At 45.9% G+C, this 25,223-nt stretch carries 24 protein-coding genes, 2 tRNA genes and 1 riboswitch; of the genes, 11 read left to right on the top strand and 15 right to left on the bottom strand.

Annotation, left to right across the window (positions count from 1 at the left end; translation table 11 throughout):
* The first annotated feature begins 98 nt into the window (after window positions 1–98).
* Together UXZ23_RS11300 and UXZ23_RS11295 are read left to right on the top strand one after the other, a co-directional pair.
* A complete protein-coding gene (locus tag UXZ23_RS11300; protein ID WP_320820678.1) occupies window positions 99–302 on the top strand; it encodes a hypothetical protein in 204 nt (67 codons plus the stop codon).
* Window positions 303–436: 134 nt separating this feature from the next.
* Window positions 437–1,117: an FKBP-type peptidyl-prolyl cis-trans isomerase gene (locus tag UXZ23_RS11295; RefSeq protein ID WP_414491470.1), complete on the top strand. Its 681-nt coding sequence runs from the start codon at window positions 437–439 to the stop codon at window positions 1,115–1,117.
* A gap of 73 nt (window positions 1,118–1,190) precedes the next feature.
* On the opposite strand, the gene UXZ23_RS11290 is transcribed toward UXZ23_RS11295, so the two are convergent.
* From UXZ23_RS11290 to galU, 4 genes are all read right to left on the bottom strand, one after another.
* Window positions 1,191–1,448, bottom strand: a complete 258-nt coding sequence (locus UXZ23_RS11290) for a hypothetical protein (RefSeq protein ID WP_320820676.1) — start codon at window positions 1,446–1,448, stop codon at window positions 1,191–1,193.
* Between the two features lie 98 nt (window positions 1,449–1,546).
* Window positions 1,547–1,623: transfer RNA gene (locus UXZ23_RS11285), tRNA-Pro, on the bottom strand.
* A gap of 14 nt (window positions 1,624–1,637) precedes the next feature.
* A tRNA-Asn gene (locus UXZ23_RS11280) sits at window positions 1,638–1,713 on the bottom strand.
* 186 nt (window positions 1,714–1,899) lie between these two features.
* Window positions 1,900–2,733, bottom strand: a complete 834-nt coding sequence (galU, locus tag UXZ23_RS11275; protein WP_320820675.1) for a UTP--glucose-1-phosphate uridylyltransferase GalU — start codon at window positions 2,731–2,733, stop codon at window positions 1,900–1,902.
* Between the two features lie 406 nt (window positions 2,734–3,139).
* Here galU and zwf point away from each other — a divergent pair, with 406 nt between their 5' ends.
* Genes zwf through UXZ23_RS11250 form a run of 5 tightly spaced genes read left to right on the top strand, consistent with a single transcriptional unit; the run spans window position 3,140 to window position 9,539 of the window.
* Window positions 3,140–4,597, top strand: coding sequence for a glucose-6-phosphate dehydrogenase (zwf, locus tag UXZ23_RS11270; RefSeq protein WP_320820674.1), 1,458 nt, complete (start codon window positions 3,140–3,142; stop codon window positions 4,595–4,597).
* Between the two features lie 47 nt (window positions 4,598–4,644).
* The gene (gene pgl, locus UXZ23_RS11265) at window positions 4,645–5,346 is read left to right on the top strand and encodes a 6-phosphogluconolactonase (protein WP_320820673.1); all 702 of its coding nucleotides are present in this window, start codon (window positions 4,645–4,647) and stop codon (window positions 5,344–5,346) included.
* Window positions 5,346–7,169, top strand: a complete 1,824-nt coding sequence (edd, locus tag UXZ23_RS11260) for a phosphogluconate dehydratase (protein WP_320820672.1) — start codon at window positions 5,346–5,348, stop codon at window positions 7,167–7,169. The genes pgl and edd overlap by 1 nt, the downstream gene beginning before the upstream one ends.
* Window positions 7,170–7,175: 6 nt before the next feature.
* Window positions 7,176–7,784 (top strand): bifunctional 4-hydroxy-2-oxoglutarate aldolase/2-dehydro-3-deoxy-phosphogluconate aldolase, encoded by a 609-nt coding sequence (gene eda / locus UXZ23_RS11255; RefSeq protein WP_320820671.1) that lies wholly within the window; start codon window positions 7,176–7,178, stop codon window positions 7,782–7,784.
* A gap of 9 nt (window positions 7,785–7,793) precedes the next feature.
* Window positions 7,794–9,539: a sugar phosphorylase gene (locus tag UXZ23_RS11250; protein WP_320820670.1), complete on the top strand. Its 1,746-nt coding sequence runs from the start codon at window positions 7,794–7,796 to the stop codon at window positions 9,537–9,539.
* Window positions 9,540–9,622: 83 nt separating this feature from the next.
* Here UXZ23_RS11250 and UXZ23_RS11245 read toward each other — a convergent pair whose 3' ends face one another.
* The 5 genes from UXZ23_RS11245 to UXZ23_RS11225 all read right to left on the bottom strand — a co-directional run bounded on the left by UXZ23_RS11245 (window position 9,623) and on the right by UXZ23_RS11225 (window position 14,694).
* Window positions 9,623–10,546 carry a sterol desaturase family protein gene (locus UXZ23_RS11245; RefSeq protein ID WP_320820669.1) on the bottom strand — a complete coding sequence of 308 codons (924 nt, stop codon included), beginning with the start codon at window positions 10,544–10,546 and terminating at the stop codon, window positions 9,623–9,625.
* A 173-nt stretch (window positions 10,547–10,719) separates the two neighbouring features.
* Window positions 10,720–11,586, bottom strand: a complete 867-nt coding sequence (locus UXZ23_RS11240) for a PA4780 family RIO1-like protein kinase (RefSeq protein ID WP_320820668.1) — start codon at window positions 11,584–11,586, stop codon at window positions 10,720–10,722.
* A 129-nt stretch (window positions 11,587–11,715) separates the two neighbouring features.
* Window positions 11,716–12,927: a hypothetical protein gene (locus tag UXZ23_RS11235; RefSeq protein ID WP_015487237.1), complete on the bottom strand. Its 1,212-nt coding sequence runs from the start codon at window positions 12,925–12,927 to the stop codon at window positions 11,716–11,718.
* Complete coding sequence (locus tag UXZ23_RS11230; RefSeq protein ID WP_320820667.1) at window positions 12,920–13,741, bottom strand: HAD-IIB family hydrolase; 822 nt, start codon at window positions 13,739–13,741, stop codon at window positions 12,920–12,922. Before UXZ23_RS11230 ends, UXZ23_RS11235 begins: the two co-directional genes overlap by 8 nt.
* On the bottom strand, window positions 13,738–14,694 hold the full coding sequence (locus tag UXZ23_RS11225) for a hypothetical protein (RefSeq protein WP_320820666.1): 957 nt from the start codon (window positions 14,692–14,694) through the stop codon (window positions 13,738–13,740). The genes UXZ23_RS11230 and UXZ23_RS11225 overlap by 4 nt, the downstream gene beginning before the upstream one ends.
* 194 nt (window positions 14,695–14,888) lie before the next feature.
* On the opposite strand from UXZ23_RS11225, the gene UXZ23_RS11220 reads away from it, so the two are divergent.
* Window positions 14,889–15,722, top strand: coding sequence for a prephenate dehydratase (locus UXZ23_RS11220; RefSeq protein ID WP_320820665.1), 834 nt, complete (start codon window positions 14,889–14,891; stop codon window positions 15,720–15,722).
* A 25-nt stretch (window positions 15,723–15,747) separates the two neighbouring features.
* Here UXZ23_RS11220 and UXZ23_RS11215 read toward each other — a convergent pair whose 3' ends face one another.
* The 6 genes from UXZ23_RS11215 to UXZ23_RS11190 form a co-directional block, all read right to left on the bottom strand.
* Window positions 15,748–18,432, bottom strand: coding sequence for a 7TM diverse intracellular signaling domain-containing protein (locus UXZ23_RS11215; protein ID WP_320820664.1), 2,685 nt, complete (start codon window positions 18,430–18,432; stop codon window positions 15,748–15,750).
* A 124-nt stretch (window positions 18,433–18,556) separates the two neighbouring features.
* Window positions 18,557–19,570, bottom strand: a complete 1,014-nt coding sequence (locus UXZ23_RS11210) for an AraC family transcriptional regulator (protein ID WP_320820663.1) — start codon at window positions 19,568–19,570, stop codon at window positions 18,557–18,559.
* 76 nt (window positions 19,571–19,646) lie between these two features.
* On the bottom strand, window positions 19,647–20,615 hold the full coding sequence (locus UXZ23_RS11205; RefSeq protein ID WP_320820662.1) for a sensor domain-containing diguanylate cyclase: 969 nt from the start codon (window positions 20,613–20,615) through the stop codon (window positions 19,647–19,649).
* Window positions 20,616–20,618: 3 nt separating this feature from the next.
* Complete coding sequence (locus UXZ23_RS11200; protein WP_320820661.1) at window positions 20,619–21,233, bottom strand: histidine kinase; 615 nt, start codon at window positions 21,231–21,233, stop codon at window positions 20,619–20,621.
* A 1-nt stretch (window position 21,234) separates the two neighbouring features.
* Window positions 21,235–21,609 (bottom strand): response regulator, encoded by a 375-nt coding sequence (locus tag UXZ23_RS11195; protein WP_320820660.1) that lies wholly within the window; start codon window positions 21,607–21,609, stop codon window positions 21,235–21,237.
* Window positions 21,610–21,754: 145 nt separating this feature from the next.
* A complete protein-coding gene (locus UXZ23_RS11190; protein WP_320820659.1) occupies window positions 21,755–22,003 on the bottom strand; it encodes an acyl-CoA thioesterase domain-containing protein in 249 nt (82 codons plus the stop codon).
* 281 nt (window positions 22,004–22,284) lie between these two features.
* Between UXZ23_RS11190 and UXZ23_RS11185 the strand changes: the two genes are divergently transcribed.
* From UXZ23_RS11185 to thiC, 3 genes are all read left to right on the top strand, one after another.
* Entirely contained in the window at window positions 22,285–22,800 is a 516-nt protein-coding gene (locus UXZ23_RS11185) for a PaaI family thioesterase (RefSeq protein ID WP_320820658.1), read from the top strand.
* Window positions 22,797–23,246 (top strand): PaaI family thioesterase, encoded by a 450-nt coding sequence (locus UXZ23_RS11180; RefSeq protein ID WP_320820657.1) that lies wholly within the window; start codon window positions 22,797–22,799, stop codon window positions 23,244–23,246. The genes UXZ23_RS11185 and UXZ23_RS11180 overlap by 4 nt, the downstream gene beginning before the upstream one ends.
* Window positions 23,247–23,321: 75 nt before the next feature.
* Window positions 23,322–23,440, top strand: a riboswitch (TPP riboswitch).
* Between the two features lie 127 nt (window positions 23,441–23,567).
* The coding region (gene thiC / locus UXZ23_RS11175) for a phosphomethylpyrimidine synthase ThiC (RefSeq protein ID WP_320820656.1) at window positions 23,568–25,223 on the top strand (1,656 nt) is incomplete at its 3' end.

Genomic DNA, 25,223 nt, shown 5'->3' with positions numbered 1-25,223 from the left:
TCTTTTTCTTTGTTGTCGTGCCTAAGCAGCCAAACGGTGGACAAAACTTTAAGCATATGACACGCTTCAGCGTGGATTAAATGGTCATGGTGATTTGCGTGCGATATCTATTTATTGCTTTAGCAACCTTGTTAGTGGCATGTCAGCCATCGAATATGGCCGACGTCCCTGATAAAGAGTTGCGCCAGCGTAATTATAAATGTGCAATGGCTAGTGGGCTTTCGCCTGCGGAAATCCAAGTGTGTAAAAACATTCGACGCGAATGTGATGAACGTGCCAGTAAAGGTAATTACGTCTGTTAAGGGTTGTCGTCTAGAGTCTGCAAACAATCCTTTACGTTTATGGCCATAACCGCCGTAGGAATTGCTGCTTGGCTGTAGTAGGGTACCTGCCTTTATAATCTCTTCTTCAGGAAAGAAACATGAAATTATTGAAAATGGCTCCAGCGCTATTGCTGGGTACTGTGTTATTGACCGGTTGTGGTCAGGAGGAATCTGTGAAGTTAGAAAATGCCGCTGATCAGGCAAGTTATGGTGTAGGCCTTAACATCGGTCGTCAATTGTCTCGCGAACCATTTGAGATGAATGCTGAAGCTGTTATTACTGGTATTCGTGATGCGATTGGTAACGTAGAGCCAAAGCTGAATGAAGAGGCAATTCAAGCTGCCTTCCAAAAAATCACTGAAGAACAAGAGCGTAAGCAACAAGCATTGAATGATGCTGCTGCTAAAGTTGGTCAAGATTTCTTAGCTGAAAACGCTAAGCGTGAAGGTGTTAAAACTACTGAATCAGGTTTGCAGTATGAAGTGCTTACCGCTGTGGCTGAAGGTGAAATGCCAGCAGCAACAGACCAAGTACGTGTTCACTATCACGGTACTCTAATTGACGGTACTGTATTTGACAGCTCTGTAGAGCGTGGCGAGCCAGCTCAATTTCCAGTAAATCGTGTAATTCGCGGTTGGGTTGAAGCTTTGCAAATGATGAAAGTGGGTGATAAGTGGAAGTTGTTTATTCCTGCTGATCTAGCCTACGGTGCACAAAGCCCAAGCCCTAAAATTCCAGCTAACTCTGCTTTGATTTTTGAAGTTGAGTTGTTGGAAATCGTTGGTAAAGAATAATTTCTTAACTACGATAACAATAAAAATGCCTCCTTTTGGAGGCATTTTTATTGATGTGCGATTCGTGTAGACGTTAAGTCAGTGACTCGCTTGCAGCATTTTCGCTGTCGATAAGGGCATTGGTCGATGTTTGGTGTAATCCACAATTTTGCAAATGTGAGACAGTTTTTTTTAGCGTAGCCAATTGTTTTTCGTTCAGTGTTTGTTGGTGCTGGCAGCGACGACATTCAAATGTTTTGCTTTGCAGCAAGACAGATGCAGGGTTTGAAGTATAGAAGCTACATTCCGGGCAAGGAATAGGATATTGAACAAGAGGAGCAACAGAAGACATAACAGTAGCCACAACAGAATGATTTGTTGGGAGCTATTTATACACGATTTTGGAATGATTTTTAAGACTAACTGAGCAGAATGTCAGTTGTAATAAGTTGGTCGGGGTAGAGAGATTCGAACTCCCGACATCCTGGTCCCAAACCAGGCGCGCTACCAGACTGCGCTATACCCCGAATTTGCTGCTTGTTGGCTCCCCGAGTTGGACTTGAACCAACGACCAATAGATTAACAGTCTACTGCTCTACCGACTGAGCTATCGGGGAACTTCGTAACAGCGAGACGTATATTACGTAGCGTTTCGTTTTTCGTCAATGCCTTTTTTTGATAAAAAACGAAAAGCTGGGGCCGCATAGAGTAAATAATTAAGTTCTGGGGGGAATAGGCGATTCGCCCCAGAACTTCTGTCTATTTGTGGCTGCCCCACCTCGTTCGCTGGGTAGCGATTCCGATTAGCCTTTCTTAAATACGTTGTTGTAAACGTAGTTCGTTGCTTCAACAAAACCGTCGATGCTACCGCAATCAAAACGACGGCCTTTGAATTTGTAAGCGAGTACGCAGCCGTCTTGAGCTTGCTTCAGTAGCGCATCGGTGATTTGTACTTCGCCGTTCTTGCCTGGTTCGGTGTTCTCGATAAGCTCAAAGATATCTGGCGTTAAGATGTAACGTCCGATAATGGCTAGGTTGCTCGGCGCATCTTCTTTGGCTGGTTTTTCAACCATGTCGGTAACACGATACAGACCGTCTTTCATGTATTCGCCAGCGATCACACCGTACTTGTGTACCTCATCTTCAGGTACTTCCTGGATCGCTACGATAGAACAGCGGAACTGCTTGTATAGCTTAACCATTTGCGCCAATACGCCTTCTTCGCCTTCGTCAACAACACATAGGTCATCGGCAAGAACAACGGCAAAAGGCTCATCGCCCATCAGATAACGACCAGAAAGGATGGCGTGGCCTAAGCCCTTCATGTGGTTTTGACGTTTGAAGGCAAATTCGTTTTCGTCGATCAGCTTACGAATAGAGGTCAGCAGCTCTTCTTTGCCGCTACCAGCGATTTCGCGCTCTAACTCATAGCTAATGTCGAAGTGGTCGGCAATGGAGCGCTTACCGCGACCAGTGATGAAGCCGATACGGTTTAAACCAGCTGCCGCCGCTTCTTCAACGCCGTACTGCACCAATGGTTTGTTGACGATTGGTAGCATTTCTTTAGGCATAGCCTTTGTTGCAGGCAAAAAACGTGTGCCATAACCGGCAACAGGGAACAGGCATTTGCGAATCATATTTTTCTATCCTTGTCTGATACAGATGAGAAGGTGGAGTCTGCATAGATTATGTCAGATTTGTTGCGGTTTTACGTCAACCCTGAAGGGCGTTTCCCGTCACTAACAGCTCTAATGCTAAAACGTGCGTGCATTATATCAGCATCGCGCTGATTCACTATGGTGCAAAGATAATGCCGACGGTATAGAACCTGCTTGTCTACACTAGTAATACGACTATTTTGTGACAGGCGTTCGGTCGCGGGGCAACCCAAAGCATGACGTGGTCTACAGAGGCGTCAAATGGTACTAGCAGACTTGGCATGGACGTGACAGGATCATGGAAAGACGTTTTAGCACCATTAAGCAATTAGATTGAGGCGAGTTGTTATGGCGGCGCCCTGAAATTGAACAGCGGAGGTGAACGATGCACATTAATGCACCATATGAGCTGGTGTTATTTGGCGGGCTTGGAGATTTAGCATTACGCAAGTTAATGCCGGCGTTGTACCTATTGTACCGAGATGGTCGTTTACCTAAAGGGCGTATTTTTGCAGCTACTCGCCAAACACTAGAGCGCGAAGATTTTTTAGGGCGAATCGAAAAAGCACTCAAGTCACATCTGCCGCCGGAATATCTAGAGTTAGCAACTTGGGAAGGTTTTAGTGAATGCCTTCATTGTTTGACCATTGATCTCAATAGCTCGCAAGGCTATCTCCATCTCGCTCAGACGCTGGGCAGTGATGATCCAAATCGTGTTTATTATCTAGCCACAGGTTCTGATCTTTACACTCCTATTTGTCAAGGGTTACACAATAGTGGGTTGATCAAAAGTAACAGTAAAATTGTTCTCGAAAAGCCAATTGGCCATGATTACGATTCAGCATCCGCCATTAATAAGATTGTTTCTGAATATTTTGAAGAATGTCAGATTTATCGGATTGATCATTATTTAGGCAAAGAGACGGTGCAAAATCTGATGGTGTTGCGCTTTGCCAATTCATTGTTTGAGTCGCAATGGAATCAGCATTATATCGATCATATACAAATCACTATTTCAGAATCTATTGGAGTAGAGAAACGCGCCGAGTTTTATGAGCAAGTCGGTGCTATGCGCGATATGTTTCAAAATCACTTGTTGCAGCTCTTGTGTATTACCGCCATGGAGCCTCCAGCCCGATTAGATCCGGACTCTGTACGCGACGAAAAAGTAAAAGTATTACGCGCCTTAAAACCGATTGTTGGCAATCACATTAGCGATAACGTGGTGCGCGGCCAGTACGATGCCGGTGTTGCTGATGGCAAGCCAGTACCACGCTATCGTGATGAACCGGGTGTGCACCCTAAAAGCATGACCGAAACCTTTGTCGCGGTAAAAGTCGAAATTGATAACTGGCGCTGGGCGGGTGTTCCTTTCTATTTACGCACGGGCAAGCGTCTGGCTGAGCGGGCCTGTGAAATTGTGGTGCATTTTAAAGAAATACCTCATTCAATATTTCCATTGCAACATAAAAGTACCATGGCTAATAAATTGGTGTTTCGCCTACAGCCGGATGAAGGCGTAAGATTAATGTTGTGCGAAAAACGCGTAGGCCCTGGCATGAATGTGCGGCCAATGAATTTAAGTTTAAATCCTGCAAATCATAAGCAAACCCGAGTACCAGAGGCGTACGAGCGGTTATTGTTCGATGTACTGAGTGGTAATGCGACTTTATTTTTACGCGATGACGAATTGTTAGAAGCGTGGCGTTGGGTTGATCCTATTTTAAGTTACTGGGAGGAAATCGAACAACGTCCAGAACCCTACACCGCCGGCTCTTGGGGGCCAGCTGCAGCCACATTGCTGTTAGCGAAAGAAGGGCGATTATGGGACGAAAATAGCTAAATATGCTGTGTATATCGTAACTTTTAGAAGCAGCTGAGGAGTTTAGAATGAGTGGTAATAGATTTGAAAGTTCGGATGTATTAGCAAAACAATTGGCGGATGATCTTGCCGAGCGCATGGCTGAAGCGATTGAAGTCCGAGGCCGAGTGTGTATCGCCGTGAGCGGAGGGAGTACGCCAATTCGCTTTTTTGAAGAACTATCCACACGAGATATCCCTTGGCAAAAAGTATTAATTACGTTGGTTGACGAGCGTTGGGTTGATGAAGATAACGCCGCGAGTAATGCTCGGTTAGTGCGAGAGCATTTATTGAAGAATAACGCTGCGAGTGCCTACTTTTTACCCTTAAAAAATCGCGCGAAGGATCCGGTCTCTGGGTTTATGGAGTGCGAAAATAAATTACATGAATTGATGGTACGCCTAGATTTTGCTGTATTAGGTATGGGTAACGATGGGCATACAGCTTCTTGGTTCCCTGATTCCGATGCCTTAAGTAAATGTCTAAACGAAGGTGGTGCTGCTTGGTGTTGTCCGGTCATTGATGAGCCTATTGAACTTCCGCGTATGACACTCACATGGGGTCTTCTGTCTAACTGTCGTCACCTGTATCTGCATTTTGAAGGTGCTGATAAAAATGCGGTATATGAACAGGCAACGGAAAGAACAGAGCGCCAAAACATTGCGGCAATGCCGGTAAGAACCTTGCTGTACCAATCTCAAGTGCCTTTGAGTATTTACAGGAGTGAATAATGCATCCCGTTATTGCTAGCGTCACCGACCGAATTAAACAGCGTAGCCGACAAACGCGTGCTGCCTATCTGCAGCGTATAGCGGATGATTTAGCCAATGGCCCTGTGCGAGGGCAGCTGAGTTGTACTAATTTAGCTCATGATTATGCTGCCGCCCCAGATAACGACAAGCTGATTTTAAAGTCGAGTCACCGCGGTGCAAATATTGGGATTATTACTGCCTATAACGATGTTTTATCAGCCCACGCGCCGTACCAAGGTTACCCCGATATATTGAAACGAGCCTTGCTCAAGGCTGGGCATGTTGGCCAAGTAGCCGGTGGGGTTCCTGCAATGTGTGACGGTGTTACGCAAGGACAAACCGGTATGGAGTTGTCCTTGTTCAGTCGCGATGTCATCGCCATGAGTACCACTATTGCGTTGTCACACCAAGTTTTTGATGGCGCTTTAATGCTCGGTATCTGCGATAAAATCGTTCCCGGTTTATTAATGGCGGCGTTACGCTTTGGTCATATCCCTGCGGTATTTGTTCCGGCTGGGCCGATGCGCAGTGGTATTAGTAACCAAGCTAAAGCAAAAGTAAGACAGGCATTCGCTGCTGGAGATGTCGGCGAAGAGGAATTGCTCGATAGCGAAATGAAGTCTTACCACAGCAGTGGTACCTGTACTTTTTATGGCACTGCAAATTCTAACCAAATGCTGATGGAAATTATGGGATTGCAATTGCCGGGATCATCATTTGTGAATCCTGATGATGCTTTACGCCAGCCATTAACCGAATTAGCTGCGCAGCGCGTAAGCGAAATAACGGCATTGGCGCCCGATTATATTCCGATAGGGCAAATGGTGGATGAACGTACCATAGTCAATGGTATTGTCGGCTTACTGGCGACCGGCGGCTCAACGAATCATAGTATTCATTTAATCGCCATTGCGCGCATGGCTGGTATTCAAATCGACTGGCAAGATATGACAGATTTATCGGATGTTACGCCTGCTTTGACGCGAGTTTATCCCAACGGAAGTGCGGATATTAATGCCTTTCATCAAAGTGGTGGCATGGCATTTTTAATGCGCGAACTCGCGGATGCTGGACTACTTCATACCGATGTGAAAACCATTATGGGTAATGGATTACACCACTATTTTCAAGAACCATGGCTCGACGATCACGGCGTTATTCAATGGCGTCCGGCCGTCAGTGAGAGCTTAGATTTATCGGTGTTAGCCCCCGCACATGCGCCGTTTATGCGCGAGGGTGGAATGAAGCTAGTGCACGGTAATTTAGGCCGCGCCATGATGAAAGTATCGGCGGTTCCTGATGATCGTTGGATTATCGAAGCGCCTGCCCGGGTATTTACTGATCAAGAGCAAGTATTGGCAGCTTATAAAGCAGATCAATTAAATTGCGACGTTATTGTTGTGGTTAAAGGGCAAGGGCCTCGGGCAAATGGTATGCCGGAATTGCATCAGCTGACCCCAGCACTCACTAACTTACAAGATAAAGGCTTTTGTGTTGCTTTGGTAACCGATGGACGATTATCTGGGGCGTCAGGGAAGATTCCTGCCGCGATACACCTATCCCCTGAGGCTCTCGTTGACGGACCTCTGCACATGGTCAAAGACGGCGATGTTATTCGCTTAGATGGACATGCAGGAACGTTAAACGTATTAACCGAAGACTTCGCACAAAGGGATATATCAGCCTTTGCGCCTTTGGATGTGAGCAGTTCAACGATGGGTGTGGGCCGGGAATTATTTACGGTATTTCGTCGCAACGCCGGTTCTGCCGACGAAGGTGCGATTAGCATAGGATGGGAGTGAAGGATTATGTGGGATTTATGGTTAGAGCGCGCAAAACCTGTGATGCCAGTTATCGTTATTGATGATTTAGAAACGGCCGTTCCTATGGCTCAAGCCTTGGTCGCAGGCGGGGTTCGATTATTGGAAGTTACCTTGCGTACTGCGCACGGATTGGAGGCCATCAAAGAGATTAAAAACGCGGTGCCCGAAGCTATCGTCGGTGTCGGGACAGTGACCTCAAGTAAAGATTTAGAGAATGCTCTAAAAGAGGGCGCAGAGTTCGCCGTAAGCCCCGGATTTACCCGTGATATTTTAGCCTGCGCGCGCGAGTGGGGCGGTCCATTTTTACCCGGTGTATTGACGCCGACTGAGGTTATGCAAGTTCGTGATGCGGGATTTATGTGGCAGAAATTCTTTCCAGCAGCAGCGGCTGGAGGCGTGGATATGCTGAAATCCTTAGGTGGGCCATTTGCCGATGTGCGTTTTTGTCCGACCGGTGGGATTGGCCCTGAAACCTATCACGATTATTTAGCTTTAAAAAATGTCTTTGCCGTGGGAGGAAGTTGGTTAACGCCGAAGGAGGCAATGTCGGCACGAAACTGGCAAGCCATCAAGACTATCGCTATAGCTACCTAAGGATGTTGAATGTCAGATGCTGCGCTCGGACAGTTCGCTTACCGTTTAAAACGGATTTATGGAAACTCAACAGACGTCGATGCTCTCGCTAACGACCTCCTGCGTGTCTGCCAAAACTATGTTGAAGCAAATCAGCGCACGCTACTCCAAGTGCCGACCAGTGCAGATTCTCCACGCTGGTCTGAGCAAGACGTTATTCTAATTACTTACGGCAATAGCATTCAGGCGCCCGGAGAGGTGCCTATGCAAACACTAGCCAAATTTTTGTATGAGCGCTTGTCCGGAACGGTAAATGCCGTGCATATTTTGCCATTTTTCCCTTACAGTTCGGATGATGGTTTTTCGGTAATCGATTATCGCCAAGTCAATCCGGAATGGGGTACTTGGGATGATGTTGCGAAGATTACAGCGTCGTTTGATTTAATGGCAGATTTGGTAATTAACCATTGTTCGCGTGAAAATTTATGGTTTGTTGATTACATCGGTAACCATGAACCGTATTCGGAATACTTTATCGAGGTTGATCCAAGCACAGATGTGTCTTTGGTCACTCGCCCAAGAAATACGCCGTTGTTGACCCCTGTGCATACGCATCGAGGTGTTCGCCACGTATGGGCGACCTTTAGTGAAGACCAGATTGATTTGAACTTTGCGAATCCCAAAGTCTTGCTCGAATTTATTCAGATTTATTTGTTTTATATTGAGCGCGGAGCACGCTTTATTCGACTTGATGCTGTGGCCTTTTTGTGGAAACAAATTGGCACGCGTTGTTTGCATTTGCCGCAGACTCATGAGGTGGTAAAACTGCTGCGTGATGTTGTCAATTTTGTTGCTCCTGAAGTGGTGGTAATCACCGAAACCAACGTCCCCGTTGTCGAAAATCTAAGTTATTTTGGTGATTCTGATGAAGCCCATATGGTGTATCAGTTTGGTTTGCCGCCTTTGGTATTGCACGCTTTAAACCGAGGTAACTCATCATTCCTATCGGATTGGGCGGATTCAATTCCTGTGCTGCCAACAGGATGTACATACTTAAATTTTACGGCATCGCATGACGGTATTGGGGTTCGACCTGTGGAAGGCATTTTACCTGAACGTGAGGTGCAAGATTTAATCGACTGCATGCACCGTTTCGGTGGCTTCGTGAGCATGAAAGCGAATAGCGATGGCAGTGAAAGTCCTTATGAAATAAACATTACATTGTTCGATGCTTGTATGGGGACAAGGCGCGGGGTTGATCACTTTCAAGTTCAGCGCTTCTTGTGTTCACAAGCTATTATGTTGGCGATGCAGGGCATTCCTGCGCTGTATATTCATAGCTTTACCGCATCTGCGAATGACTTAGCTCATGTTGAGCAGACAGGGCGTACACGATCAATTAATCGTAAGGTCTGGGATAAAGATGAGCTGGAATATTTGTTATCGAATTCGGTAACGGCTCAAGCGGAAGTTTTTCATGAGTTGAGTCGCATGATTCGAGTTCGACGTGCGCAGCCAGCTTTTAGTCCGGATGCTCGCCAAGATGTGGTGAAAATCAACTCCGACGTATTTATTTTAAAGCGTACGAGTGTTGACGGTGTGCAGCGTATCTATGCTATATCGAATGTGACGGAACGGATTCTTAAATTGCCCTTAGCGGCACTGGGATTTTTAGAAAATGGATTGATGGATATTCTTGCGTTGGAACCAACGACTTTGATTGACGAGCTAGTCTTGTATCCGTATCAAACGGTTTGGCTTACTCAAAGTGCTTAGGCCATAAAAAAGGCAGTTGCGCTTGTTAACGACGACTGCCTTTGACGACATGAGTTAGTTCATGCCGTGCTATTACCAATATCTTAACTTAGTAGCTCTTCTTGGGCGCTTGTTACTTGAGGCTTCTTCTCTTCAATTTTCTTTGTACGAAATGGCTCGACGAGTTGCTGCCAGTAGTTGTGTAGTGGGTAGTCGGTTTCATCACCTAAACCAATTTTAGTTGGCATATCTCGATCTCGCGGTAAATAGAATGTACCAAACAAGTGATCCCATATGGTGATTATTGAGAAGTTTTTCGCTTCTGACATTTTGGTCGAATGGTGCCAGCGATGATTCTCATTGGTCGCGAAGATGTAGTTAAACCAGCCGTGACGCAGATCGACGTTCAAGTGAGTAACAGTACTTAAGACTGAACCAATAATCGATGCCGCGATGAAAGCTTCATGGCTAATACCGGTGAGCATCATAAAAAATAGTGGGATGTAGCGGCGGAACATGGCATCCACGGGATGCACACGATACGCATTCATAAAAGTTACTCGATGCGCACAATGGTGAATGGCATGGAAGTTCCAGAAGAACGGAATTTCGTGTGCCATGCGGTGAGTAACGTAGAAAAAGAAGTCCATAATCAACAGGCCGAGTGCTACCTGAGCCCAGTATGGAAAACTAGCTAAGCCAAATTCAGCATCGAGAATGCCATAGTGGATCAACAAGCTGGATGAAGACAGGGCAAAAACAACACCAACACCCCAAGTTTGGATGGTGTTTACGACAGCAATCGTCACAGAATTTGAAATGATATCCGTCATCAACTCGTTTTTTTCTAACGGTGCTTTCACCTTAGGAGCAATTAACTGGAAGGCTAAGCTTACAACATAGAATGGCAGTACAAAGTATAGGAATAACTTACCCATGTCGTCGCCGATTAGGTATATTGCAACGAAAGCCATTACTAGTGAGATGTAGGTAAACGTTCGGCTTAGTAGCCAATGAAGTGCTTTCATCGCTATCTCCGTGGTAGTTAATAGTTATTATTTTGTCAGTCTATCGTATCTGATGACTTTAATAATAAGATTAAACAGGCCAAGTTGGCGCTTCGCGCTTGGAGGAGAGGGAATATAAGAATGTTGTGCTAAAAAGCCGATCCTTGGCTTGAATTGATACAAATAATTGAAGGCTAAAGATCGTCCTCATCGTCCTCATCGTCGTTGAGTCTTTCTTGGCGCTCTTGCTCCTCCGCTAGTACCGCTTTGATCTCTTCCAATACAGCATCGACGTCGGCTTCTTCCGTTGGCCCATCAAAGTGCCCGGTGAGTTCAATATCTGGATGCAGTTCACCTTCCTCGTACAAGGCCCACATCTCTTTTGCATATTGAGTATCCAATAGTTCCGGCGCGAACTGTCCGTAGTAACTACGGATCTTATTCACATCGCGAGCCAGCATGGCCTCCGCATTGTTGTTCGCAGCAGCATCCACGGCTTGCGGAAGGTCGATAATAACTGGGCCATATTCGTCGACTAAAATATTGAACTCGGACAAATCGCCGTGAACGATACCAACGCACAGCATACGAACTATGTATTCAATGACTACTGCATGATCTTCAATGGCTTGCTCGGCCGACATAGTCACCTCGCCGAGGCGTGGAGCGACATAGCCCTCTTCGTCGGTTATTAGCTCCATCAGCAGTACGCCATCGATACAGGCATAAGGCGTTGGAACTCTAACGCCAGCGTCGGCTAATTTGTAGAGAGCATCGACCTCGGCGTTGTGCCAGGTCGCTTCTTGTTGCTTGCGACCAAACTTAGAGCCTTTTTCCATCGCTCGAGCACGACGGCTGTTGCGTGTTTTTCGTCCTTCTTGGTACTGAGCAGCTTTTTTGAAGCTGCGTTGGGCGGCCTCTTTATATACTTTCGCGCAGCGAATTTCAGAGTCGCTACGCACAACGTATACATCGGCTTCTTTACCGCTCATAAGGCGGCTAATAACTTCATCGACAAGGCCTTCGTCGATTAGGGGCTGGATTCGTTTCGGAGTTTTCATGTCGCCTTTTTACAGGATTCCTAATAAAAAATATACGTCCAGTAGGGATACTGTATGTCGCTCAGAGTGGAAGTGTGGACTGATCAGCAAACAAGGCCGCATTATATCGCAGCCTTGTGTGATTTTGCCCTAGGCGTTGTCTTCTTCAACCGCTTCGTAAATACGATCGAGAATGTCTGGTACCGCTGATATTACTCGGTTCCAGCTAGGGATAAAGGGTGTTTCCATCGGATTTGCTAAGAAATGTTCTCCAGCATTCATGATGTTTTCTGCAAACAGCTCTACCGCTTTTTCTTCGCTATGACGATCAACGGTTAGTCCATTCATGCGCGCATCATTATAGTAGGTTTCAATAAAGTCTAGGGCAATACGGAAATAGGTCGCTTTGATACTGCGGAAGGTTTCGGTACTGAACACTTCACCTTGGGTCGCAAGTTTACGGAAAATAGCTTTACAGATGTCGGTGCTCATTTTCGACAAGCCTGCTGCTGCATCGTCTGGCGATAGAGGCTGGTGCTTGTGATCGTAGTTATCAGCGATATCAACCTGGCAGATACGATTGGTCGAGTAGTTACGACGCATTTCCGATAAAACGCCAATTTCCAAGCCCCAGTCACTTGGGATACGAATGTCGTTTAACACGTCGGCACGCATAGAAAACTCGCCCGATAATGGGTAGCGAAAGCTATCTAAATATTCTAGGAAGTCGAGCGACCCATAGACCTTTTTCAGCGCGCGAATCAATGGTGTCACCAGTAAACGGCTGACGCGGCCATTGAGTTTTTGATCGGCTATACGCGCGTAGTAACCCTTAGCGAACTCGTAATTGAAGCCAGGATTGGCCACAGGATAAATCAAACGGGCCAGAAGGCTACGATCATAGGTAATGATGTCGCAGTCATGCAAGGCGACGGATTCGGCGCGGCCCGATGCGAGCACATAGCCATAGCAATACCAAACGTTCCGTCCTTTACCTAGCTCGGTGGGAGCTAGGCCTTGTTCGGCCAACATGGCATCGAGCTTCTTCAGGCGGGGGCCGTCATTCCATAAAATGCGGTGGTGTTGCGGCAAGCGAGAGAAAAAATGCTTAGCATGTTCAAATTCCGCTTCGGTGGCGCGATCAAGACCAATCACAATTTCATTGAGATAAGGCACTTGGGTAAGTTCTGTAATGATATTATCGAGCGCTGGGCCTTCTAGTTCGGAGTACAAAGACGGAAGTACTAATGACATTGGTCGAGTTCGGGAAAAACTCATCAGTTCTTTTTCTAAGTCTTCTAACGGTCGATCGACTAAATTGTGTAGCGTAGTAATGATGCCATTCTGATAAAAATCAGCCACTGCGAGTCTCCTTCAGCAGTTGTTCTAATAGAGGTAATAGTGTCTGGTTCCAGCCTTTTGGACCATGGCTAGTTGCATACAGCACAGCACTATTATTTATTTTAAGTGTCGATTTTTTGCCTGGAATAACAATCGGATAGTCGGCCGCTTCTAACATGGCGCGGTCGTTATCGCTGTCACCCAAAGCAATTACAATAGGGTTAGCTTGCCACAATTCTTGATAGTGGTGGCGAAAAAAGATTACGCCTTCGGCTTTATCAACTTGCGACATAACGTGAAGAAAACGTCCCCCTTCGAGAAGTTGTAATTTGTGTTCTGCAAGAGCTAGCTTGAATGCTACTAATTCAGCGTCGCTCCCTTGCCATAGAATGGGCTCTGTACCGTCGCGGGATTTCGCACTGTGCGCGTCTTCTATGGAAAGTCCTGTTAGTGCCGCAACTTCTGTTGCTGGCATATCGTTGAAGCCACGAAAGTGACAACCTTGCTGGCGTAGCTGGTGTAGCACTTTCAAAATAGCGGAATAGCGTAGACCAATGAACTCGGTGTTGTAGCCTTTCCCTTCGGTTTTGGGAATGAATATAGCACTGCCGTTTTCGCACACGAATGGATCATGGTTATCTAACGTTCGTCTTAATTGATATACCTCGTTGTAGGTTTTACTGGTGTTGAAAATTAACGGAATCTGATGGGTGTGCAGCCAATTTAGTGCAGGTTTGGCTGCCGCTGTGCTGTAGTTATCATGGTCCAACAGTGTTCCATCCAAGTCGGTCATGACCACGATTGGTAGGGCAGGACGAATGGATTCTTCTATCATGCAAGCCTCCCGTCAGTCTGTATCACGCTGTCGACACAGTGCTGATGATTGATGGTGAGTACTACATCAGCATAACTCGGAAGTGAACTTAATGCCTCCTCTGTTAGTCGCTGATAGTGTTGGATAAAGCGTGCTAGGGCTATTTCATCCAAGCGGCGGTCTTCACCGTTTCCGCGATGATTTCGAATATTTTCTTCTTCTTGTTGTGCGCGCCAGCGACTCACTGCTCTCATATCCGGTACCTTCAGCATGACTAATGTATCAATGGTATTGAACCAGTCATGGTAGTGACCTTTCAGTTGCTCGTTAACCCAGCGTCTCCAGTGTCCGCCTATGTCTTCTTTTTCCTCTAAGTCGTTAATAGGCTGTTCTAGTTCTAGTTCCGGAACCGCTTGGCAGCCAACACACCATCCTTCAAATAGAATCATGTCGATGGGACCTTCTATTTCATGCCATTGATCTTCCGGTAAGCGATCATCGGATACCTTATCAAACGCCGGAATGGTGACTGTATGTTCTGCGGTTAAACGACGTAATTTGCCGAATAGGGTTTGTCCTAATGCATAGTCATGCGTACCCGGTACACCTCGAGTAATTAATAGCGGATGAACGGTAGCAGCTAGTTCTTCGCGTTCGGCACGCGTAAGGTACAAATCGTCAATTGAAACTATCGCGACGTTCCAGTTAAAGGCTTCTTTATAGATTTTGGCTAAGGCTAAACTGAGAGTGGACTTTCCTGAACCTTGCCCGCCATGAATGCCAACAATGGGCGGCAGCGCTGCATATCGCTTCTTGCTAGCGAGCCATCCTGCAAGCGGCAGCCAAACCTCTTGCCATTGGCATAACCAAGTCTTCGGAAAGTTACTCAAAACGACACTGGCTTGATCCAACAAGGCCAGATCTTCGGAGTCTTGGGCTAATTCCGCAGGCCAAAGGTTTTCATTTGTTTTCATAGTGACTGTCCGTGACGGTTTCCCTATTGATACTTCGGACTTGCAGTCTCTGTGCCAGTACTCGCCGTCCCGTCGGCTTCATGCGATCATGGCGTTTAATAAATTTAGGTTAGATTGTTGATGCATTATATTGGTGCCTGCAATGATTAACCGATACGTTTGCACTTAATTGGTGCGAAAGGAGTGTTGGTATTATGCAATGTGTTGCTTATCAGGGGACTCAGGGTGCTTATTCGCATTTAGCATGCAGTCACGTTTTCCCAGAATGGGAAGCCGTTGCTTGCGAAGACTTTTTCTCTGCGATGAATATGGTTAGCCAAGGTTTGGCCGACCGCGCCATGATTCCGCTGGAGAATTCTACGGCTGGGCGAGTGGAAGAAATCTATCGCCTGATACCTAAAACCCAATTGTTTGTTACTGCCGAGCATTTCGAGCCTGTGAATCATTGCTTGCTAGCCCTACCAGGTGTTCGATTAGAAGATATTCGCGAGGTGTCTTCGCATCCCCAAGCACTGGCGCAGTGTTATCAGCGTCTGCATGGCCTGAATATCAAAGCGGTAGCAGCTGTCGATACGGCGAAGTCTGCACAGTTATTGAGTCAGGGCAATAATCGTCAGGCAGGCGCTATTGCATCTGCATTAGCAGGTGAGTTGTATGGACTCGATATCGTACAAGAGAACTTTCAGGACGTGACTGGTAATACCACTCGCTTTCTCGTCTTTAGTCAGCGAGAGGAACATCAAACCTTTATTCCTGATGCCAAGTACATCACCAGTTTATGGTTTTCTGTACGGAATATTCCGGCTGCTCTTTACAAAGCATTGGGCGGCTTTGCGACGAATAACGTTAACATGATCAAGCTAGAAAGCTACATGGATGGCGGCACTATGCACGCCAGTCACTTTCATGTGGATATTCATGGGCATCCTCAGCAAACCAACGTTGCTAATGCTTTAGAGGAGCTAGCGTATTTTGCGCGCGAGCTGAGAATTTTGGGTAGTTATCCCGCTCATAGTCACCGCAGCTGAGCGGCTTTCATTTGACATCAATAGATCAAATAAGGGGCGCTTGCTTGTTCGGTGACCACTGCTGACACAAGCGTTGGAGAGCTTCTTTGCGTATGGGCTTACTGACAATACCATCCATGCCGCTGTCTTTGGCTTGATTCTCTAGTTCGTGAGCAGGGTGGGCGGTTAATGCAATAATCGGCACTCTAGGCCACTTATTCTTGATTTCTACATTACGAATGTTAATAGTCGCCTCAAAGCCATCCATTACTGGCATTTCACAATCCATAAGAATTAAATCTGGCACTTCAGGGCTGTGGTGGTAGATATCAAATAGCTCATAGCCATTGTCAAATACGCGAAAGGTTACGCCTAAGTGTTTTAACAAGCCGCTGATTACTTTTTGATTTACAAAATTGTCTTCGGCAATCCATATAACAGGAGTTGATGGGTTTGAAACGTGCTCTTGAGTCTGAGCGTGCTTTTGTTTAAGTCGTAATAGAGCATTTAATAATTCAGTGGTGCGCAATGGGCGTTGCAATTGAATTTCGGAGGAGAAGCGAGACCAATATTCGTCGACTATTAACAGCGATTGGGTATAGCCGCGAGGACGATTGTCAGGAGAGTCTGTGACTAATACGGCGTTATCAGATTGAGGCTGACTTTCTGGTTGCATGCCTAACGCTAACAAAAAATCGTTAATAGTCCGCTGTTCAATTGGATTATTTAATTGTAGGCGGTAGTGACTATTGATTAATGACTGGGCATCTATTTCGTCGGCTGGTATGACATTAGGAAGATGAAAACGAAAACTAGACCCTTCTCCAATGCAGCTGTCGACTTGAATTTCAGCCCTCATTGCATCCGCTAAACGCTTACAAATAGCTAAGCCTAACCCTGTTCCGCCATGAGTACGAGAAGTGGAAATGTTAGCTTGAGAAAAACTATCGAACAACCGCGTAATATACTTTTCATCTATACCTATACCGGTATCTGTGACGGTTAAAATCAAATCATTGTTATTGATTTCTGCACTGACACAGACATGACCTTTTTGTGTGAATTTAATAGCGTTACTAATAAAGTTGATCAATATCTGCTTGAGACGTAGCTCATCAGCAACTATGGTGCGGAATAGGGGAGGATGAATGTTTGCGATAAGTCGTAAGTTTTTTTCGCGTCCTTGACGGCTATAGAGCATTAAAGCGTTATTAATGAGTTCGTGTAGATCGAGCGGCCGTTGTTCTATTTGAAGCTTACCTGACTCAATTTTGGAAAGATCTAGGATGTCATTAAGAATACTCAGCAGAGACTCTCCCGAATCAGCAATAGTATCAATATACTGGCGTTGTTGTTGGTCTAAACGTGTATGTTGGAGTAGTTCGACCATTCCCAGAACCCCATTCAGAGGGGTGCGGATTTCATGGCTCATCATTGCCATAAACGCTGATTTTGCGCGGTTATCGGCTTCACTTTGATTGCGATACTTTACGGCTTCTTGCAATCTTTTTTGCGAGTTTATCGATTCTTCTTGGGCTTTTAACATAGCGCGTTGGCTTTTAATTAAGGCCAAGCGTTGTTCGCCTAAACGCCAGACGATGGCAAGGCTGTGTATCAAAATTAGTCCGGCAGCACCAATATGTGATACGTATTGTAATGGCAGCGACATAGGAATAAATCCTTGCCTGCTAAGATCATGCAAGATGATTGCTAATGCCATTGAATAGAGGACGATGATATATAGTTTTCCGGAACCGCGTTGAGATAACCCAGCCATCGTCGTGACGATAATTAGAAGAATAGGAATGATTAGTGCCAGAGTCATCATCACAGAAATCGCGTCAGCGTAATCAGGTATCTGCGTTGCTATAATTGCAATCATTGATAAGGCGATGGCAAAATTTTTCATGGCCCTTATCACTTTTGGAAAACGAGACTTTGCGTCTAAAAACTCTGAAGAAAACAATGACGCAAAGAGAAGGCAGAACGACGACATAAAGATGGTAGCTCGTTCTTCAAACCAAGGGGAATCTGGCCAAATATAGCGGTATCCCATACCGAATAAGGCAATAAAGAAAATGGTGTAGCTGGATAAAAAAGAAACAAAATACAGAATATAACGACGCCGAATCGCAATGTAGAGAGCAAAGTTATAGATGCCGATAGCAATTAAGAAACCAACATAACTTCCCAGTACTATGTCACGATTTTGTGAGTGATTCCTTAATTCAGTTTGTGTCCATAAACTGAGTGGGAATTGCAACATGCCGGAGTTCTCAATACGAAAGTACAGGGTGTAATTACCTGTGTTTGAGAAGTCTAAGGGTACCTGAAATTCAAGATCATTAACTAAGCGCTGCTCATAAGGCAAGTGGTCACCCAGCTCGTATTGTCCTATGAGAGTGTCGTGATGAAATACCAATACATCCAGTTTATCGATCAGTGCGTAACCAATTAAGGCCGACCACTGATCATAAGAATTAGGAACTTCGATTTGAAGACGATACCAAAGGGGATGACGTGTGATGCCAGGGTTAGGGATTTGTGCCGTTTGGGGTTGCCAATCGAATACCTGCTGATGGATATCCAGCGCACTAGTTAACGGAATGACTTCTTCCCAAGAATCCAGCTCTCGCCCCAACAAGCTGCCAGAAATACTCGATTCCAGTATGAGAGCCTGTGCCGGTGCCGTTGCAATGAACAGTAATAAAACAAACAGCACAAGTGGCATTCGAACTTATCTCGGTGAAATTGATACTCCCATCAGTTTATAGCCTGCTCGTGTCGGTGTCATTGTTTAGACCGGTGCAATCCACTCGATATTGATAGCGGATCAGCGATGGTTATTGCTATTGCTATTGCTGTGCTTTTCTTTGATTCGAGCGATAACTACCGGGAGTTACCCCAGTCCATTTACGATATGCTCGTTGAAATGCACTGCTCTCAGTAAAGCCAAGGTAATCTGCGATATCTCGTATGCAGGTATCACTTTGCGCAAGCAAGCGTGAAGCCTCTTGTTGGCGAAAAGCATCTTTCAATTGCTGATAGGATATTTGTTCTGTTGCGAGGCGACGTCTTAAGGTTGCAGCCGATGTTCCGAGAGCATTCGCTGCTTGATTAAGGTTAGGTAAGTTATTTGGCTTCGACTGTTGCAATAGCTTACGTATGCGTCCAGTCATGCTTTGATGCGGATTCGGCCGTGCTAGAAAGTCGGCAGGTGAGTGCTGTAAAAAGGCGCGCAAACTGGCTGGCGTTTGAATAATGGCTAAATCCAAAACTCGTGCGGGAACAATTAAAGCCGTCGAATTGGCATCAAAGTTAATCGGTGTGGCAAAAACGGTTTGATACAAAGCGGCGTGCTGAGGTTTAGGGTACGCACAGCTTACCGATAGTAGTGGAATACCTTGCCCTACTAGCCAGCTGCTAAAGCGATGCCATACGGCGAGTAAAGATTCACTGAGAAAACGATCCGGATCGAAAGTAGGGTTATGCTCAATGACGATACGGGCAAGGTGCTCGCTCTTTTCGATGCGTATACCGGGTGCACCAGCCACTAAGCTATAAAAACGCTGTGCTCTGTGTAAGGCATGATCAAGTGAGGTACAAGAAATAACGGCCTTCGTCATCATCGCAAACGTACCAAATCGAACGGGAGTAGGTGATAAGCCCATGCACTCGTCGTTGCAATGTTTCCATATAGCAATCATTAGGCGGCTGTAACTTTGGGCATCCAACCCTGCATTATGGTTGTCTAGAGCATGGGCACTTAGTCCCGCTAAGCCCAATATTTGTTCACGGCTAAAACCAAAATGAGTTGCACCGCGAAGTGGTGGGTCAATAAATAAGCGAGAAATTACTTGGGCAGACATAACGCACAGTGGTGATTAATTAAGTGCGCTACTTTAATTCCTGTTGATAAAAGCCACAATGGCCTTTATGGCCAAATTAGTTGGGACGGTGCTGATAGAGGGTTGTTTGATTGCGGCCACTTTCCTTTGCGTGGTAAAGCGCTTTATCTGCGCATTGTAACCATTCATGAGCACTATGAGTGTCTTTTGCTAATGACGCCACACCAAAACTAGCCGTTATTTTTGGGATATTGTCGTCGGCATTTCCGGAGTTCAATAATAATACTGCACGGCGCAGTTTCTCTGCCATCGCCTTTGCTTGCTCACCGTTTTGGCCTGGAAGTAGTAACCCAAAGACTTCCCCGCCCAGGCGCGCTGATAAACGTAGACCAACGGCTTTTTCGAGTAATTTTCCAATATTACTGAGCACTTGATCACCTTGCTGGTGGCCATAGTGACCGTTGTAAGTGCGAAAATTATCTAAGTCGAAGGTCACTAAGCTGCACTCATTTCCGGCTGCTTGGCATTCGTTAAATTGCTGTACTAACTGAGGTTCCCAACCAGCGCGATTCCATAAACCCGTTAACGGGTCTTTGCTTTGAATGTCGGTCAGTGTCTTATTCGCATTTTTCACGTCGGCGCGACTAACGGCAATATCGGTTACGTCATAAATAATGACGCAAATATGATTTACCTGCCGGTCGAGTGATTCGAGCGGAATGATACTGGTATTTTGGAACATAAGCGCTGTACGCCCAGTAATTGGCCGTGAGTTTTTAAAGCGAAATAAGTAAGGGCGCTGTTCCCAAATGGTAAACGTTCGAGTTTTCAGTTGAAATACCGGTTCGGATTTTTGCCGAAACCAAGCCTCAGGAATTTCTTCAAATAATTTAAAGAGATTCTGTCCTTTGGCCTTCTGTGGACTGATGGCGCTATGACTTTCCATAAAGCCATTCCACACATGGATGTTGTATTCGCGATCTAACACGACTAGCCCAACATCAATATTTTGTAGAATATCCATCAGCCAATGGATATCACCGATTTCAATATGGGTTTCGCTCATGCATTAGTCCAATAAGAAATCAATTTTTTGATTGAGACGCGCTACAGAATCTTCGGTAAACAGTAATAGCAAGTCACATTCAATGTTCACATGTTCGATGGTGTAGTGGATTTCAATCGCTAGCGTGCGTTGCCATTGTTGATTACCACTTTTTAAGATGTCATCGACCTTACAGTGCTGCCCCAAAACAACAGGATGGCCTTGGGTAAAGTGAATTTCTAATTGTTCGCCAATACCATGAGTGCAGGCACCAATTAAAATTGAACTGACATCCATCAATAGCTCTAACTCGGCTTGGCGCGTCAGTGGCCCGGTGTAACTCATGAGTTTGGCCAGATCGGCAAAACTAGTGTCGTTGAATAGTAGCAATGCCTCACCAGCAATTCCGGAACCAATGAATCCTTGACATACTGCAGAGACTGCTGAATCGGTTTCGGCATCTTGAATTGCCATATGCAGGTCGCTGCATTCAATAATATTGACCCTTGGAATGGGCAGCACGACATAGGCGTCTAGCAATCGTGCTAGGCGATCGGCAGCTTGCCCCATCGCAACATTGGTTAATTCCTGATAACAGTCGCGTTGATCTTCGTTGAGTATTTCGTGCGCAGCACTCATATCAAGCCTCAGTCATAATGCCGTACTCAACCAGCACTTGGCGGGCCTTGTCGGCATCTATGGGTTTCTTGATAAAGGCCATGGCACCGAGTTTGCGAACTCGCTCTTGTGCATCAGGTTGAATATCGCCAGATACGACTATAACCATTGCCGGTAAGTCGCGTTGTCGGATGGTTTCGAGCACACCATAGCCATCTAGATTCGGCATCGTCAGATCAAGAAATACCACTTCACCGAGCCCTTTACTGATGGCTTCTACACCTTCAACACCGTCACAGGCGAAATGAACTTCGACATCCCAGCCACTCGGAATGGCTCGTGCCATTTGTTTACGGGCAAAACTGGAGTCGTCACAAATAAGTACGTTGATCGTCATAGATTGGATTCAAAGTTGCAAAAGCATGAGTAAGTAATAGTTGCCCGTAGGCAGATGGGCAACTTTATTATGGTAACTTTTTGCAGTCTGTAACGACTATGAATCGTAAGTTTGGAGTAGGCCTAAGAAAGAGTACGTCAATTTGCTAGTCACGGCGGTCATAAACTACGACGAGCTGGCGACTTAGGGCGAGCAGGGTGCCATCTGCTGAGAAAATACGCGCTTCTGTATGGGCGTAGCCACCGTAGGCCTCGCGTATGTCAGCTTCGATGGCGGCTAAAGCCAGTACTGTAGACATTCCACCAAACGTCGTTTTACCTTGTCCCCACGATCCATCTAAAATGATATCTGCCTGTGTTTCTGCGGCTTGATAGTAATGATCAAATCTTTGCATGTGTCGTACTCATTCACTGGGTCTGGTTTTCGATAACCCGTATTGAAGCAATAAAAATAAGCATAAGGCTAGTAGTGACTACATTGCTCAGATGGAAAAGATTGTTCTGAGCATTTATGTTATTCATCGTGTGCGTTTTGCTCATTGTGATCAAAGGAAATTCGGGTATAACGACCCATATCTAAAGGTCACCATTTGCGCCACCACGATTCTTCTAACGGAGAACTGCTAGTCTGGTGCAATAACGCTTATTGGTGCTAGCCCGCATTGTCGGAGTAATTATGAGTAATATGCAGGAAAAACATATCGCCAATACGGAGAAAGCGGCTCGCTTCTTATCCGTGTTACCCCATTGTAAATTACTAGGAATGACCATTGAGTTTGTTGATGATCAAATCTTGGTGATGCGCTTGCCTTACAGCCCAATTATCGTTGGTAATCCATTAACGGGTACGGTGCATGGCGGCAGTTTGACGACCTTAATGGACACCGCTTGTGGTACTGGCGTATTCACTTTTTTGCCTGGACATGAGCTATGCCCGACACTGGATTTGCGGGTTGATTACATGAAAGCCGCGACGCCAGGTTTAGACTTATTTGCCGTGGCAAAAGTGACGCGAATTTCTAGCAGTGTGGTATTCACCCGTTGCGATGTCATTCAAGGGAAAACTTACGCGGAAGCTGTTGCCAATGCAGAATCTGAAGGCTCGACCGGTGATCTAGTAGCAACCTGTGCCGCCGCCTTTATGCGTATAGGCCAAGCGATGGGGACAGCGAAATCGGGGGATACAAAATGACATTTGAACAAGTATTAACGGCTGCGCGTAATAATAAAGATTATCGTGCCCTGATAGAATCCATCCCTTATGCTCAGTTGATTGGTTTACAACCGGTTGATCAAAGCCAGCGCACAGATGGCTTCAGTGCACCGCGATTTTATTTACCCAAAAACCCGAATAATATTGGCAACCCGATTTTACCCGCCATACATGGTGGCGTCATTGGTGGCTTTATGGAAATGTCAGCGTCGTTGCATTTATTGATGACGATGGACAGTTTGGCCATGCCGAAAATTATTGATTTTTCACTCGATTATTTACGTGCGGGCCGACATCAAGATACTTATGCTGAGTGTCAGGTTTGGCGTCAAGGTAATCGCGTGGCAAACGTCGCGATTACTGCTTGGCAAAACGATATTGATCAACCTATTGCCACGGCGCGTGCGCATTTTCTATTGGTGTAAAGGATTATCAATGAGTGTTTCGTGCTCCTAAATTAGGGGCTTGTTCAACTTCCAAGGTCGTCGTACACTCCAAGCTCAACTCTGTCGGGGTGCCTGATCGGTTTTTTTAAACCACACAGGCTGAGATCGCAATTGCGGGTCCCGTTGAACCTGATCTGGTTAGTGCCAGCGTAGGGAACAGAAGTCAGCACAAAATCGTTTGGTTATTTTCTTAAATAACTTTGCGTGTGCACTCGCTGTTGTCAGTTCTTGGCATTACTACGGCGAGTCCCTTCTTTCTTCGTCGCTGCTGCGCCTGATCCTTTAACCAAGGAATCGAGCATGGCTAAACAACAATCTGAATACTCATTAGATACATCTGTACACTTACGGGATGCGCCGCTATCCAATCAATCTTTTCCGGGATCTCATAAGGTATATGTGGAAGGCGATGGTCGCTCTCATAATGTGAGAGTAGGTATGCGTGAGATTGAATTAAGTCCGACAATTCATGCGAATGGACGAGTAGAGTTCAATGCCAAACTACGTGTTTACGACACCTCTGGTCCATACACCGATCCAAAACAAACAATGGACGTTTACGCAGGACTGCAACCACTACGAAATGATTGGATTGAGAACCGCGGCGATACTACCGAACTTCAGCAATCGACGTCTGTATACGCTCGCCAGCGCGAGAAAAATATTGCACTTGAGGCGTTACGCTTGCATCGTCGTCGGCAGTCGCGGCGAGCAATTTCTGGCGCTAATGTTAGCCAGATGCACTACGCACGCCGCGGCATTATTACTCCCGAAATGGAGTATGTAGCGATCCGCGAGAATCTCGGGCTTAGTTATCAAAGTTTGGAACAGGCCAAATCTGAACATCACTCAGGCCAGTCGTTTGGTGCCTGTATTCCCACCATGATTACCCCCGAGTTTGTGCGCTCCGAAATTGCCGCAGGGCGCGCGGTGCTGCCATGCAATATTAATCATCCCGAAAGCGAACCTATGATTATAGGTCGTAATTTTCGCGTTAAAGTGAACGCTAATATTGGTAATTCAGCAGTCACATCTTCTATTCCTGAAGAAGTCGACAAAATGATTTGGGCAACTCGCTGGGGCGCGGATACGCTAATGGATTTATCAACCGGCGATAATATTCATGAAACCCGCGAGTGGATTATTCGCAATTCTCCAGTGCCTGTTGGCACAGTACCTTTGTATCAAGCTTTAGAAAAAGTGGGCGGTATTGCCGAAGATTTAACGTGGGAAGTATATCGCGACACGCTCATCGAGCAAGCAGAGCAGGGGGTGGAGTATTTTACCATTCATGCGGGTGTTCGCCTTGCATTTATACCAATGACGGCGCAGCGTTTAACCGGCATCGTGAGTCGCGGCGGTTCTATTATGGCAAAGTGGTGTTTAGCTAATCACCAAGAATCTTTTCTTTATACTCATTTTGAAGATATCTGCGCCATTATGAAGGCCTATGATGTGAGCTTTTCATTGGGGGATGGTTTGCGTCCTGGGTCCATTGCCGATGCTAACGATGAAGCGCAATTTGCAGAGTTACGCACGCTAGGTGAACTAACGAAAATAGCGTGGAAACACGACGTTCAAACCTTTATCGAAGGTCCAGGTCATGTGCCGATGAATTTAATTCGTGAAAACATGGAGGAGCAATTAAAGCATTGCCATGAAGCACCATTCTATACGTTAGGACCACTGACCACTGATATCGCTCCTGGTTACGACCACATTACCTCTGGGATTGGCGCGGCATTAATAGGTTGGTATGGCTGCGCCATGCTGTGCTACGTCACACCTAAAGAACATTTAGGATTGCCCAATAAAGAAGACGTAAAACAAGGTTTGATTACCTATCGAATTGCAGCCCATGCTGCTGATTTGGCAAAAGGACATCCGGCAGCACAGTTGCATGACAACGCAATGTCCAAAGCACGTTTTGAATTCCGTTGGCAGGATCAGTTTAAC

The sequence above is a fragment of the Thalassolituus sp. genome (assembly GCF_034111725.1).
Taxonomy (GTDB): domain Bacteria; phylum Pseudomonadota; class Gammaproteobacteria; order Pseudomonadales; family Oceanobacteraceae; genus Thalassolituus.
This window is presented reverse-complemented; position numbering and strand designations above follow the sequence as displayed.